This window comes from Nitrosomonas marina, assembly GCF_900111605.1.
Classification (GTDB): Bacteria; Pseudomonadota; Gammaproteobacteria; order Burkholderiales; family Nitrosomonadaceae; genus Nitrosomonas; species Nitrosomonas marina_A.
Genome location: NZ_FOIA01000009.1, coordinates 13,289 through 27,641 on the forward strand (window position 1 = coordinate 13,289; position 14,353 = coordinate 27,641).

Below are 14,353 nucleotides of genomic sequence, written 5' to 3' on the forward strand. Positions count from 1 at the left end.
TGAAATTCAGCTTGAAGCAGCGTGACTAATGTTTCTATTATAATGAGTTAGTTGAAAACATCTTGGTAAATCAAAATTTAGCCGCATTGAGTACAATCCGTTAAACCAGAATTTCCAATGGTTCGGGATGGCCAAGAAATGCCGTGGGGCTGGCAGTGAGTCCATAAGCACCTGACTGCAATACAACCACGAAATCATTTTCCTCAGCTTGTGCCATTTCCATCTGTTCTGCCAGCAAATCCAGCGGTGTACATAATGGCCCGACAACTGAAACGGTTTCTTTGGGGGTGTTGTGGGCCTTGTTACCAATCAGAACCGGATAATTTTTTCGAATAACCTGGCCAAAATTGCCTGTAGCGGCAAGATGGTGATGAAGACCGCCATCGGTAATCAAAAATATTTTACCTCTGGATTGTTTGCGCTCGATAATGCGGCAAACATAGATGCCTGCTTCAGCAACAATATAGCGACCAAGCTCAATCACAACCCGGGCTTGCGGAAGCTGTTGCTTGACTGAGGGTAGCAAATCTTTCAAATTCTGGCCAATCACCTTGATGTCCAAAGCCTTTTCTCCGGGAAAATAAGGGATGCCAAATCCGCCGCCAATATTTAGCATACGTACAGGTGACGGGGCGTATTCCGCCAGTTTCAGACCTAATTGAAATGTTTTTTCCTGCGTTTCCTGGATGGCTTCCACTTTCAGGTTTTGCGAGCCGCTGAAAATATGAAAACCGATAAAATTCAGATCAAGTCTGCCAATTTGCGCCAGCAGCCCAGGTGCCAATTCTGCGTCAATGCCAAATTGCTTGGGGCCGCCGCCCATTTTCATACCCGAGGATTTAAGCTCAAAATCAGGATTAATGCGAATGGCGATATTGGGGCGAATGCCTAACCGATCCGCCAGCCGGGCTATCAGCATCAGCTCTCTTTCAGACTCGATATTCAGAACGATACCGGCAGCAATTGCGCTAGACAGTTCATGCTCGGTTTTTCCCGGTCCGGCAAAGCTGATATGCTCGGCTGGCATGGTGGTATCGAGAGCTATGCGCATTTCACCAGCAGAGGCTACATCAATTCCGTCAACAAGCCCGGCCAGGTGCTGCACGACTGCCGGCATCGGGTTTGCTTTCATAGCATAATGGATATGAATGTCTTCAGGTAATGATCGGCGCAGTAATTGGATACGCTCGGTGATTTTTTTACGGTCGTAAGCATAGAATGGTGTTCTTCCGACTCGCTGTACTAACCGTGTCAGTGGTATACCGCCAATTTCCAGGCAGCCGTTTTGTACCGGAAAGTGCGCAAGCGCGAAATGTTGGGTTTGAATGCCGGTCATGGATTGGTATTTGTGAATTGATGTTCCATTTCCTGGGAAAGTTTTTTTCTGTCAATTTTGCCGTTTGGGCTTCTTGGTAAACTGTTTTCACGTACTTCAATATGACTGGGCAACATGTACGCGGGTAACCGTTGTTTACAGGTTGCCAGCAGTTCGTCTGCTACCAGTGTTTCTCCTTCGCGCGGTGTGGCTATAACCAGTATTGCCTGGCCAAGAACAGGATGCGGAACTCCGATAGCTACAGCCTCGCCAACTTTTTCTGTGGCGTATATGATTTCTTCAATTTCTGTGGGGCTTACCCGATATCCCGAGGTTTTAATCATTTCATCTCTGCGGCCAATGAAGTAAAGAAATCCTTCCTCATCCATGCGTACAGTGTCTCCTGACCATACAGCAAGTTCAGAAATCGTCAAACCACTCTGACGCGAACTGATCGGTTTGAAACACGCCGCAGTTTTTTCAATGTCGTTCCAGTAACCCATAGATACCAGAGCGCCTCGATGTACCAGCTCTCCAGGTTCTCCCGGTACGCAAGGTGAGCCGTCCTCGCGCAGTACCAGTATTTCCGCGTTGGGTATGGCTTTGCCAATTGAGTCGGGGCGACGCACAATTTCTTCAGGCGGCAGATAGGTTGACCGAAAAGCTTCCGTCAGACCGTACATTAGAAAAATCCGGGTGCGTGGCAGTGCCTTGTGGAGCAAATCAAGCGTAGCACGCGGCATAGCGCCTCCTGAATTGGTAATATAACGTAATGATTGGGCATTGTCCCAGTTTAATTGAGCCAGTTGGATCCACAACGGCGGGACTGCAGCAAGACCGCTGATGTTTTCTTTTTCGATTGTTCGTATGATATCTCTCGGCAGCAGATAATTCATGAGTACATTGGTTGCCCCCACGTGAAATGCTGTAGTCAGTTGGCTCAGGCCATAATCAAAACTGAGCGGCAATACTGATAAGATTCTGTCGCCCGATTCATTCTTGAGATACTGTGCAACGCTTTTGGCGCCTGTAACGATATTTCTGTGCGAGAGTACTACACCTTTGGGTTTTCCGGTGCTGCCCGATGTATAAAGGATGGCGGCCATATCACCGTCTATGGTACGGTTGGTTATAGGTTTGCGTTGAACAGAACATACATCCGACCAGTTAAGAATGCTCAAACCGGCAAGTTCAGGAATACCGGCCTTATTGTCAACAACGATGATTGTATGAAGATCGTGACAGGAAGGCAGGACGCCGGTTAACAATTTCAATCTTTCAGCCGAGGTCACTAAAATACGAACGTTGCAGTCAGCCAGAATATATCCCACCTGTTCCGGCTTCAGTAACGGGTTTACGGGTACAAATACACCTCCTGCAGCATTGGCAGCAAATAAAGCGCTGACAGTTTCCGGCCGTTTCTCAAGATAAACCGCCAGTCGTTCATTGCGGTCAAATCCTATATTTAAAAAACCGGATGCTAGCTGTTCAATTTCACTTGCAAGAGTGGCATAGTTTTTTGTTCGTCCAAGGTACGATAGCGCATCTTTATCGGGTGTTTGATACGCAGATTGAAAAATCAAGTCATGTACTAAATAAACCACGTGTGAAAGGCCTCTTGGTTACCGGTTATTTGCGTCCGTTGTATGACAGCATTAACCATGGTGCAGTAGTGAAGCACGCTATGTTTTAATACCGCATCGGTTCATTAAATCATAAATCGTGGGGCGGCTGACCCCTAGAAGTTTAGCAGCCTGAGCAACGTTGCCGTCCGCTCTGGCCAGTGCTTTAACAAGCGCTTTGCACTCTTCCTGTTCACGTATGGATTTCAGATTGAGCGGCTCGATGCTTGTATCGGATGTGTGCAGCCCCAAATCTTCTGCCGTGATGATCGAGTCCTCAGCCATGATCACGGCCCGCTTGATGCAGTTTTCAATTTCGCGGACATTGCCACTCCATTGGTGCTGTTCAATAGCCGCGATGGCTTCCGGATTGAAATTCAGGGTGGCTTTCCCTTCCTTCGCACAAAACTTGTTTTTAAAATGGTGAGCAAGCAGCAAGGCGTCGCCTATCCGCTCTCTTACTGGCGGGATTGTAATGACGATCTCGCTCAGTCTGAAATAAAGATCTTCACGAAACTTTCCGTCTTCCATCAGTTTATTGAGATCCTGGTGGGTGGCACAGACTATACGTACATCTACGGGAATTTCTTCGCGCCCCCCGATACGCTCAATCACTCTTTCCTGCAGAAAACGCAATAGTTTTGCCTGCAACTGAAATGGTAAATCGCCCACTTCGTCCAGGAAAAAAGTGCCGCCATCAGCAAGCTCGATTTTACCGAGTGTCTGTTTTGATGCGCCGGTAAAAGCGCCTTTTTCATAGCCAAACAATTCGCTTTCTAAAAGCGCTTCGGGGATGGCCGCGCAATTGATTGCCATGAAACGCTTGGATTTGCGGTTGCTCAGATTATGTAACGCTTTTGCCAGCACTTCCTTGCCTGTTCCGCTTTCGCCCAGCAGCATTACGGTTGCATCAGAAGGCGCTACCTTTTCAATGCTGCGACATGCTTTTAGTAATTCAGGGTCGCGCGTGATTAGACCATCTATTGGTGAACTGCTCTGCGCCTGATTTAATCGACGATTTTCCTGCTGGATTGCATGTAAATAAAACGCGCGCTCCACGACCAGTTTCAGCATATCAGGATCAAAAGGTTTCTGATGAAAATCATAAGCGCCCATTTCAACCGCTTTCAAAGCATGGGCGTGATTCTGATTACCGGTCAGTACGATGATTTTTGTATCTGGGGCCAGCGCCAGGATCTGTTGCAACGTTGCCAGCCCCTCGGTAGCACCATCCGGATCAGGCGGCAAACCCAAATCCATAGTTACAACGGCAGGTTCGTGCCGCCTGACACTTGAAAGGGCGCTTTCGCGATCAGAAGCCACGCTAGTCTCGTATTTATCAAAATTCCAGCGAAGCTGTTTTTGTAAACCGAGATCGTCTTCTATAATCAGCAACCTTTGTTTTTCCCGATTTCCCGACATAGTATTTAACTGTTTCCTGCTGTTAGCCCGAAATTGAATTGATCAATCAACAACGATGCTTTCAAAGCATGTTATTGATGCCCAAAAGTATCCCGAAATTGTGAATCAACATTTTACCGGCGATTTTTTTAACCTTTCTGTTAAACAAGCATGTGACTTGTCTTTTTATTAACAGTTTAAATGGATTTAATAATGCTGTTCCCGGGTGTGGTATCTAATAAATTTAAAGTGATCGTAAAAGTCGTACCAATAAATTCCTGAGTGGAAACGTCAAGTCTGCCGCCAATCTCCTGTAAATATTCTTTGCTTTCAAAAACGCCAATGCCCATACCTGCTGATTTGGTTGATTCAAATGGTTTGAACAGTCTTTCTTGAACAAACTTTTCACTCATGCCATGGCCTGTATCGCTTACTTCAATAACAGCCTTGTTATTTTTTTGGGATAAGTAAACGTTCACAGTGCCATCCTTTGGTGTGGCTTCGATCGCATTTTGTACAATGTGGCTAATAACCCGTTTCAAACGTGTTTCTTCCGCAGACACATGCAGTTCCCTTGCGTGCGCTGTGAAATTGGGTCTGGGCTCAAAAATGGACTTACTCTCAATAATTTCCTGTAGCAACCGGTTTAAGGAAATGCTGTCCGTCTTGTCCAGCGAGCTATTGCTGCTTAATTTCTCAAGCAAGCGTTTCATTTTGCCAATAGATAAGTTTACTGTTTGTATCATATCATCCTGGAATTCAGGATTGTTTTTATGTTTTTGTGCGTTTGATAGTAGCAGTGACAGTTGAAAAATCAAATTTTTTAAGTCATGTACGACAAATGTGGACATGCGATTAAAAGATTCAAACTGACGGGCAACCATCAGTGCGCGCGACGCTTCTTCCTGGGCCAAGTAGCTGGCAGCCTGGTTGCCTGCGATCTTGAGCAGGTCTATTATTTCCCAGTTTAGTTTTATTTTGCTTCTGGGTTTAATCAAGACGATAAATCCTAAAAGTTTTCCGTTCTGTATTAACGGAATAACAAACCAGGCATCCGGTATTTCATCAAGCCACTGCGGTATAACGAGTGGAGTATACTTTGCCGGGTTCGATCGATATTCGTTTAAATCTATAATCCAGTCTTTCTGCACCATAAATGTGCATAGTAAACTGTTGTTTTCTATGGTTTCTTTGATGCGGGGCATGTTCCATTGCTGGACCGGAACAAAAAGGCCTGATTCCTGTGTCAACCATAACCCGCCACCCGGGCTTTCGACAAGTTGTGCAAGTGATTGTATAACACGTTCCTTCAATTCTCCTTTACCTTCAGACAGGGTGCGGGTAAATCGCAGCCATTCTTCCCTGTAGTCATAGTTGTAGCTGTAGAAATGTTTACTGATAAACACTTTTAACCATGACCGGATCGTGCCGGAAAACAAAATGCCTATAAGCAAAATAATTGCGCCGAATAAGAAGCTTACCTGCAAGATCGGTCCCCATTTACCTCCAGAAAAGCGCAGATAATAGCCGGCACCTGCCATGACTAGCAGGTAAACTGCTGTACCGAAAGACGCAGCTGTGTAAAAGATAACCTGGCGGGAGACTGCTATGCCGACTGCCCATTTGGGATTGCGGGCTGCTGATACGGCTATCAGCGGCACGACGATTGCATTGATAATGCCTCGCGTAGCCCAGATATCAAAATTGATGGATCTGAATAGTAGTGCGTCACTGAACAGATAAAAGTCATAAATAAATATTGCGCCAATACCCAGGCAGATAAATTTGATGCCCCAGCGTTTCTCGGGCGGTGTATTTCTATAAAACTGTTCGACCAGAATGATGCCGATGATCGCCATGAACATACAGCCCATCACGCTGGTCAGTTTTTTGATGGATATGCCAGGCGCAAAAGTATCATCCTGGAAGGTATAAATTGCGTAACCTATAAACAACAGGTAGATCAGGGCAATGAAAAGAATAGAGGGCCTTAGCCGCAGTTGTGAGGAATTATCTGGCTGGGTTCGAAACGGGCCTATCAGTACTATGAGGAATACCGACCAACACGCGTTTCTTAAAATTTCCAGAATTAATACCAAAGATGTAAGCGAGTAACCCCAGACCGTGTTGATGGCCGTTATTGCTGCCCATATCGCTGATACGATGCAGGCGACGGCCAGCATCATTCCGTACAGTCTGCCCCGCCAGTTTGTCAGTAACAGGATGGATAAAAAAAGGAAAGCGACCGCTGCTGATGAATAGCTGATAGTCGCAACATTTGTCCACATAACGAATCGATTGCCGTGCTCTGTTTATCTGCTTCCTTTGCCCATTAAAACGACCTCAACAGTCAGGATTATTATCACGGCATCCAGAAATAGGCTGTGGTTCTTGACATAATATAAATCATACTGAAGTTTTTCGATTGCATCTTCTACAGAAGAGCCATAGGGAAAACGTACCTGCGCCCAGCCGGTTATTCCCGGTTTGACGCTGTGGCGTACATTATAGTACGGTACCTGAGCATTGAGCATGTTGACGAAATAAGGGCGTTCGGGACGGGGGCCAACAAAACTCATTTCATTTTTGAGTACGTTGACAATTTGGGGCAGCTCATCAATGCGCAACTTGCGGATAATGTTACCAACTCTTGTGATGCGTGGATCGTTGGTTGCGGCCCATTGAGGGCTGTTGTCTTTTTCTGCGTTTTTTCTCATGCTGCGAAATTTCAGCACCATGAAGGTTTCTCCACTTTTACCAACTCTTTCCTGACGATAGAATATGGGGAATCCGTCCTCGATTAAAATAAACAATGCTGCAATCAACATAATTGGCAGCGTGATCGCTAATAATGTGAGGCTGGCGAGTAAATCAAAAGTCCGTTTGATTATCGACCTCAGTAGACTCTGGTCAAATCCGCCGCCAAAAACAAACCAGCTCGGATATAAGGAATCCATACGGATGTGACCGTTCTCCCGCTCGTAAAAAGTGGCGATATCCATAACTCGAATACCATGCATTTTGCACTCAAGCAGTTCTTGAATGGGAAAATAGCCTCCTCTTCTTTCCTGTGGGGCAATTATTATTTCTTCCGCTTTGTATTGACTGGCCAGTTTCAACAGCGAGTCTTTGCCGCTAATGATCAGGGAAGTAGGTACATGGCGCTCTTCACCTTGAAATGGGACAAACCCGATTATTTTCGGTTGATGGTGTGCGGGTAACTTGCCATTCTGATTGATCAGTTCTTTTGCATTTTTTCCTATACCCAGTACTATTGTACGGGGTCTGAATATATCCGTGCTGACTCCTTTGTACAAAATGGCTCTGGCGATTAATATTCCGACGAAAGATAAAATCATGACAAAAAACAGTGCACCGCGCCCGAGGTAAGTGTCTGGAAAAATATAAAAGATAAGTGTCATCAATCCAAAGCACAGTGCCACGGAGGGCATCAGGCGAAATAATGTCGTGTTGAAGTCACGTTGTGTCTCGGGGAGATACATGCCCATTGCCGCCATACTGAATATCATGGCAAAAATGAATATACAGGCCTCATAAAATGAATCCCTGTACAATGTAAAAGTAAAATCATGCCCTTCGGCGAGCCGCAAATGGATTCCTCCAAAAAAAGCGATCAGTAACAATAAAAAATCAATGCCGATGATCAGGATGGAAATTTTGGGTATGTAAAGATTGTTGATTTTGAGCAATTTTTTCTCCAGCGTACTAAACACTTGCTGTTGTTAATAATTGGTACTGACTCCAAACTGCACCAAGAAAGTGTACAATTCTTTGTGATTCAGCCAGCCAGACATATCGGGATCAGTCAGTGGCAAAGTGTACCCAAGAATGATTTAATTTTCTAGAATCAGTGTCATGTGTAGATTCGGGTTGAGATGGACGGTTGATGTTGGCAAATTTTTTTTATATAGCTATGAGAAGTAAAGTTTCCGATTATAGAAGAAGTATTCAAATTCAGTCTTATGCTTGAATTACGTCGTGTCAGCAAGGCCTATGCGGAAGGACGGCAGGTACTGTCTGATTTGACATATACGCTAAAGGCAGGCGAGTATGTTGCAATTATGGGTGAATCCGGTGTCGGGAAATCGACTTTGCTTAATATTGTTGCAGGATTGGACACACCCGATTCCGGAGAAGTGTTAATTGACGGTATTGCAATTTCTCAGCTTGATGATGCTGCTGCAACACTGTTGCGTCGAACAGCGCTGGGTTTTATCTTCCAAGCGTTCCATATTTTACCGCATTTGACGTTGAGGCAGAATATAGCGCTGCCTTTGTTGTTAAATAACATGTCTGTGGACCGCGTTGAACAGATGCTGACCGAAGTCGGTTTGAACGGTCGGGAAGATCATTTTCCCCATCAATTGTCAGGAGGAGAATTGCAGCGTGTGGCGATCGCGCGCGCGCTGGTGCATTGCCCCAGGCTCGTGTTGGCGGATGAGCCAACAGGCAATCTTGATCCAGAAACGGCTCACGACATTTTGCAACTCATCCGTACGGAAATCAAAAATAACAATGCATCAGGCATACTTGTTACGCATTCACATATTGCAGCGGCTACGGCAGATGCTGTATTGACAATGACCAGACACGGTTTGCAAAAAACCGAGCCGGCCAAGCGCCAATGAACGCATCAACCTTGTCCGGCTGGCTGCTGCTCGGGGAATGGCGAGCGCGTTTCGTGCAGGTTATGGTTGCGGTGATGGCTATTGCGATCGGTGTAGCGCTGGGTTTCTCGATCCATCTGGTTAATACAGCCGCTTTCAACGAATTTTCTGCAGCGAGTAAAAGCCTTTCAGGACAGTCGGATTTGCAGATTTATAGCAGGCAGGGTTATTTTGACGAATTACTATATCCGAGGCTCGCGCAGTACGAGGGTGTCAGATTGGTCAATCCTGTGCTTGAATTTACAGCTCGCATCTCAGATAAACAAAATGGAGAGAATGAGCGCAAGCTGAAAATACTTGGTATAGATATGTTCCGGGCTGCCCGTATTTCGCCAGATTTACTGGGTGTGCCTGCTGAAGACCGGCGAATGGATGGTTTGGCCAATGATGCAGTTTTTTTGTCTCCCGCAGCAATGGAGTGGCTGCAGGTCGGGCAGGGTGATATGTTGCGATTTAATGTTGGTACGCAAACATTTGCGCTGCGCGTAGCGGGAGGAGTTACACGGGTAAGAGCCGGGCAGCGGATAGCGGTTATGGATATAGGTGCGGCACAGTGGCGCTTTAATTATCTCGGGTTGCTGTCGCGTATTGAGTTAAAACTTGACGCCGGGATTCACCATGAAGCGTTCAGGAAAGAGCTGGAAAGAGAGTTGGGGGCGCAGTTTTTTGTCACTGAACTCGAAGAACAGGAGGCGCGTCTGGCCAGTATGTCACGTGCATATCGTGTTAATTTGAATATGCTTGCACTGGTGGCATTATTTACCGGTGCTTTTCTGGTGTTTTCAACCCAGGTGTTGTCAGTGATGCGTCGCCGCAGCCAGCTTGCTTTGTTGCGCGTGTTGGGTTTTACGCGAAAACAGTTGATGCGGCAAATTGTCACGGAGGGTGTTGTACTGGGTGTTATCGGTTCTTTTTTGGGACTGGCTCTAGGTTATGGATTCGCGACACTGGTCATTCAGTTGTTCGGCGGCGATCTGGGGAGCATTTTTTTTTCAGACATACAGCCTGATTTGAACTTGGATTTGGATGCCGCATTGGTGTATTTTGCTGTTGGGCTTGGCGTTACTTTGCTTGGAACAGTGTTGCCGGCCAGAGATGCAATGCAAATCAAGCCTGCCGTGGCATTGAAATCGGACAATAAAAGCAACGCAATAGAGCGGCTGTCATCACCCTGGCCCGCGTTTACGTGCCTGGTGGTGGCTTTGCTGTTGACGCAATTGCCGCCTGTTGGTGAATTGCCTGTATTTGGATATCTGGCAATCGCATTGCTGCTGATTGGTGGTATTGCATTGATGCCACGCTTTGCTGCATGGTTTTTTTCTTTTGTGCTGCATATCGTCAAGAAAAGGTTCAGTGATGGCAAGTTGAATGCAATCGTTCTGATGGTGCTGGCGCGTCTGGCGAATGTGCCCGGTCAGGCTTCGGTTGCCTTGAGCGGTGTGCTGGCAAGTTTTAGCTTAATGGTTGCCATGGCAATAATGGTGCTTAGTTTTCGTGTGTCGGTTGATAACTGGCTGGAGCAGGTTCTGCCGGCAGATCTCTATGTTCGTTCGGCCGATAGCGGCAGGCAGGGTGGTTTTCTTGCTGATGAACAAGAATCACTGGCTGGACTGCCTTTGTTCTCACGTATTGATTTTTTACGTTACCAGCAATTGGTTCTTGATCCGGAACGACCCGAAGTTACGCTGATTGCAAGAGCGGTTGATTTGGCGGACCCCAGAAATACTTTGCCGATAGTGGGCGAGTTCATTAAATCCTCGCAACTGTCTGAACATGACCGGCCCATTTGGGTTTCTGAAGCGATGGTTGATCTGTACGGTTATACCGTGGGTAAACAGGTCAGGTTGCCTGTCGGTAATGGGATACATACTTTTGTCGTCGCTGGTGTTTGGCGGGATTACGGTCGTCAGTTTGGTGCTGTGCAGATGCAGCTCTCTGATTATCAGGAGTTAACAGATGATATGAGTGTAAACACTGCTGCGATGTGGTTGCGATCACAGGCTACCATGGATGCTGCATACGAAGCGTTGCAGCAATTACCCTACGCCGATACGCTGGAAATTACGCAATCACAGGCAATACGTACTACAAGTTTGCAGATTTTCGATCGAAGTTTTGCCGTCACTTATCTGCTGGAAATAATCGCTGTGATTATTGGCTTGCTTGGTGTTGCTACGAGTTTTTCGGTGCAGATGCTCGCCCGCTCAAAGGAGTTTGGCATGCTGCGCCACATTGGTGTAACCCGCAAGCAGATACTGGCTTTGCTGGCTGCTGAAGGCAGCCTGCTGACCATGCTGGGAGTTGTGCTGGGATTTATATTGGGAGGCATTATCAGTTTGATACTGATTTTTATCATTAATCCGCAATCCTTTCACTGGACCATGCAATTATCGATGCCATGGAATTGGTTATTATTAATAGCTGCCATCATGCTGGTTGCGGCAACCGTCACAGCATTAATTGCCGGGCGCCGCGCGGTTTCCGGCAGTGTTGTTCGTGCTGTTCGGGAAGACTGGTGATGCCAAAAAAATACAGTAAGCCCAGTAATCTGGTCGCCTCACTATTAATGATGATCTTGCTTGTCATGCTGCAACCACAGTTGCAAGCAGAAGAGCACCAGTATGCACCGGTTGTCCCTGATTATACACTGGTATTTCCGCAGGATTACGGAGCGCACCCTGATTTTCGCATTGAATGGTGGTATGTTACAGGCTGGCTTGAAACATCTGAAAATAAAGCCCTCGGCTTTCAGGTTACCTTTTTTCGCACTGCGGCCCCTCAGCATTCGAGTAATCCCAGTCGTTTTGCACCCCAACAGATCATTATCGCGCATGCTGCATTGTCGGACCCGGCGCTGGGCCGGCTTATCTACGATGAAAAAACTGCTCGCGCTGGATTTGATCTGGCATACGCCCGTGAGGGGGGCACCGATGTGAAAATTGATGACTGGTATTTCAAACGTAATTCCGATGGACAATATGTTACTGAAGTTAAATCCGATAAATTCAGTTTTGAATTGTCATTGACGCCAACACAATCGATCATGTTGCAGGGTGAGCGGGGTTTTTCACGCAAAGGGCCCAATATTGAACAGGCCAGCTATTATTACAGTGAGCCACATTTGGATGTTTTTGGCACGATAACTCAGCAAGACAGCCCAATAAGTGTACGCGGACGCGCCTGGCTCGATCACGAATGGTCGTCGGAGATACTTGACCCGCGTGCGGATGGGTGGGACTGGATGAGTGCGAATCTCGACGATGGCTCCGCTTTGATGGTATTCAGGATTCGAGGAAAGGATGGTTCAAAATTGTGGGCTTATGCTACGCGGCGTGATGCAGCGGGGCGCGTTAAACAATTTGCTCCCGATCAGGTTGAGTTTGTTCCGGAACGCGTTTGGAAATCTCCTCATACCGAGGCACACTATCCAGTAGAGATGCGAATCCGTACTGGGGAAACAGAATGGCGGTTAGTGCCGTTGTTCGATGATCAGGAACTGGATTCCCGTGGATCGGCTGGTGCCGTTTACTGGGAAGGCGCGGTGACCGTTTTTCAAGACGGGAATAATATGGGTAAAGGGTACCTTGAATTGACGGGATATCTGCAATCTTTGGATTTATGACAATATTTGTTTGATAAAAATCATTATATTGCAGTATAAACTTAAAAAAATTGTTAACATTTGTTCCGTTTTGTTATATAAGGAAAACGTCAATATTTTATGGCTTTTTTATAGAATGATTAGAATTCCATGCTATTAAAATAGTGCCGCAGTTTGTAGCTGCTTGAAAGACAATTTTCCATGAAGTATCGAATAGCAAGAGCAACACTGAAATTTTCAGATTTCTTGGTAAAGTCTTTTATGCAACTATTTTTTAGTTGAAAGCTTGAATAAATAAAGGGTGCAGCCAGAACATATTGCTGGTATTTAATATCCTGTGGACATCAACTCATTTAGCGGAGCAGATTTCATGTTTGATTTAAAACTTGCCGGAATAAAAGGGTTTATTGTTACTGCGATGTGGGTGTTCATTGCATTGAGCAGCCACGTGCATGCAAACCCTCGTTACGCTTCGATTGTAATCGATGCGGATACAGGTGCTGTACTGCATGAATCCAATGCAGATGCCAGTCGTTACCCAGCCTCTTTGACGAAAATGATGACGCTGTACATGCTGTTCGAAGCGATACAGCAGGGTAAAATGGCGCTGGATACTAAAATGCCGGTATCAACGCACGCTGCATCAATGCCGCAAACAAATATCGGTTTGCGTGCAGGCGAGACTTTGCGAGTACGTGATGCGATTCCAGCTTTGATTGTACGTTCCGCAAATGACGCAGCTGCTGTAATCGCCGAGACGCTCGGTCAGACTGAATCGAATTTCGGCCGAATGATGACTGAAAAGGCGCGAAAAATGGGAATGAGCTCGACTACTTTCAAAAATGCCTCAGGACTGCCGAATTATCAGCAAAAAACGACTGCACGGGATATGGTGAAACTGTCAGTGCGTCTTATGAAGGATTTTCCCCAGTATTATCACTATTTCTCCACACAATCCTTCAGCTACAAAGGAACAACCTACAACAGCCACAACCGTATGGTTCGTAATACACGAGGCGTTGACGGTTTAAAAACCGGTTTCATTCGTGCATCCGGATTCAACGTGGCAACATCTGCCAAGCGTGATAATCGCAGAGTGATTGCGGTTGTTATGGGTGGAAAAACCGCTGCTTCCAGAGACCAGCATACAGCAGCATTACTTGATCGTTGCTTCAAAAAAACACCTGCTACTCACTTGGCGGCTTCAGACTTTATCACGATTGGTTCACCAAACGACCGTAAACAGATACTTGCCGAAGCGCCTGTTCCCACCACTAAACCGAATGTATTTTCGGATAACCAGCCTGCTGACCCGGCAGCAATATTACGTGGCGAATTAACGCCGGTCAGAGACTTACCGGAAAATACTGATTTTCCAAAGAACAATAGCTGGGCAGTTCAAATAGGCTCGTATTTCGAGCCTGATCGGGCACATGCCCAGGCGCAGGCGGCGACTCGCTGGGTAGCAGGGGAGGTTGCCGTGGTTGAGGTGGAAATCAGTAACCGGACGTTTTATCGAGCCCGGTTGATAGGATTGAAAAAAAATCAGGCACACACAGCGTGTCAAAGCCTGTCACGCAATGGCATGGACTGCATGGTTGTTCGTTCTCACGGTTAGTACTCTATCAATATGATATTGCCGTACCGGGTGTGGGTGTGTTGAATAAGTAAGGTTAGTGGTTTATGGATTGCCATTACCGTCTGTTTTGCTCAAATTAACTGCCAG

9 protein-coding genes are annotated in these 14,353 nt (G+C 46.4%); 4 read left to right on the forward strand and 5 right to left on the reverse strand.

All coding sequences use genetic code 11. The features are described from left to right. Window positions 1-100: 100 nt before the first annotated feature. The 5 genes from BMY62_RS05470 to BMY62_RS05490 all read right to left on the reverse strand — a co-directional run bounded on the left by BMY62_RS05470 (window position 101) and on the right by BMY62_RS05490 (window position 8,048). Window positions 101-1,336 carry a pyridoxal-dependent decarboxylase, exosortase A system-associated gene (locus BMY62_RS05470; protein ID WP_090657469.1) on the reverse strand — a complete coding sequence of 412 codons (1,236 nt, stop codon included), beginning with the start codon at window positions 1,334-1,336 and terminating at the stop codon, window positions 101-103. After that, entirely contained in the window at window positions 1,333-2,898 is a 1,566-nt protein-coding gene (locus BMY62_RS05475; RefSeq protein ID WP_371264071.1) for an acyl-CoA ligase (AMP-forming), exosortase A system-associated, read from the reverse strand. The genes BMY62_RS05470 and BMY62_RS05475 overlap by 4 nt, the downstream gene beginning before the upstream one ends. A gap of 99 nt (window positions 2,899-2,997) precedes the next feature. Then, window positions 2,998-4,359: a PEP-CTERM-box response regulator transcription factor gene (prsR, locus tag BMY62_RS05480; protein ID WP_090657473.1), complete on the reverse strand. Its 1,362-nt coding sequence runs from the start codon at window positions 4,357-4,359 to the stop codon at window positions 2,998-3,000. A 176-nt stretch (window positions 4,360-4,535) separates the two neighbouring features. Then, window positions 4,536-6,626, reverse strand: coding sequence for an XrtA/PEP-CTERM system histidine kinase PrsK (gene prsK, locus BMY62_RS05485; RefSeq protein WP_090657475.1), 2,091 nt, complete (start codon window positions 6,624-6,626; stop codon window positions 4,536-4,538). 24 nt (window positions 6,627-6,650) lie between these two features. Beyond that, a complete protein-coding gene (locus tag BMY62_RS05490; RefSeq protein WP_090657606.1) occupies window positions 6,651-8,048 on the reverse strand; it encodes a TIGR03013 family XrtA/PEP-CTERM system glycosyltransferase in 1,398 nt (465 codons plus the stop codon). Between the two features lie 273 nt (window positions 8,049-8,321). On the opposite strand from BMY62_RS05490, the gene BMY62_RS05495 reads away from it, so the two are divergent. From BMY62_RS05495 to BMY62_RS05510, 4 genes are all read left to right on the forward strand, one after another. Then, on the forward strand, window positions 8,322-8,987 hold the full coding sequence (locus tag BMY62_RS05495; RefSeq protein ID WP_090657476.1) for an ABC transporter ATP-binding protein: 666 nt from the start codon (window positions 8,322-8,324) through the stop codon (window positions 8,985-8,987). Then, window positions 8,984-11,545 carry an FtsX-like permease family protein gene (locus BMY62_RS05500; protein WP_090657477.1) on the forward strand — a complete coding sequence of 854 codons (2,562 nt, stop codon included), beginning with the start codon at window positions 8,984-8,986 and terminating at the stop codon, window positions 11,543-11,545. Before BMY62_RS05495 ends, BMY62_RS05500 begins: the two co-directional genes overlap by 4 nt. Next, entirely contained in the window at window positions 11,545-12,648 is a 1,104-nt protein-coding gene (locus tag BMY62_RS05505) for a lipocalin-like domain-containing protein (protein WP_090657479.1), read from the forward strand. Before BMY62_RS05500 ends, BMY62_RS05505 begins: the two co-directional genes overlap by 1 nt. A 349-nt stretch (window positions 12,649-12,997) precedes the next feature. Continuing rightward, a complete protein-coding gene (locus BMY62_RS05510; RefSeq protein WP_090657481.1) occupies window positions 12,998-14,245 on the forward strand; it encodes a D-alanyl-D-alanine carboxypeptidase family protein in 1,248 nt (415 codons plus the stop codon). Window positions 14,246-14,353 lie beyond the last annotated feature (108 nt).

What these genes read in the sequence shown, in the direction of transcription:
- BMY62_RS05470 (WP_090657469.1), bottom strand. Translation starts at nt 1,336, where the DNA reads ATGACCGGCATTCAAACCCAACATTTCGCGCTTGCGCACTTTCCGGTA.
- prsR (WP_090657473.1), bottom strand. Translation starts at nt 4,359, where the DNA reads ATGTCGGGAAATCGGGAAAAACAAAGGTTGCTGATTATAGAAGACGAT.
- prsK (WP_090657475.1), bottom strand. Translation starts at nt 6,626, where the DNA reads ATGTGGACAAATGTTGCGACTATCAGCTATTCATCAGCAGCGGTCGCT.
- BMY62_RS05495 (WP_090657476.1), top strand. Translation starts at nt 8,322, where the DNA reads ATGCTTGAATTACGTCGTGTCAGCAAGGCCTATGCGGAAGGACGGCAG.
- BMY62_RS05500 (WP_090657477.1), top strand. Translation starts at nt 8,984, where the DNA reads ATGAACGCATCAACCTTGTCCGGCTGGCTGCTGCTCGGGGAATGGCGA.
- BMY62_RS05505 (WP_090657479.1), top strand. Translation starts at nt 11,545, where the DNA reads ATGCCAAAAAAATACAGTAAGCCCAGTAATCTGGTCGCCTCACTATTA.
- BMY62_RS05510 (WP_090657481.1), top strand. Translation starts at nt 12,998, where the DNA reads ATGTTTGATTTAAAACTTGCCGGAATAAAAGGGTTTATTGTTACTGCG.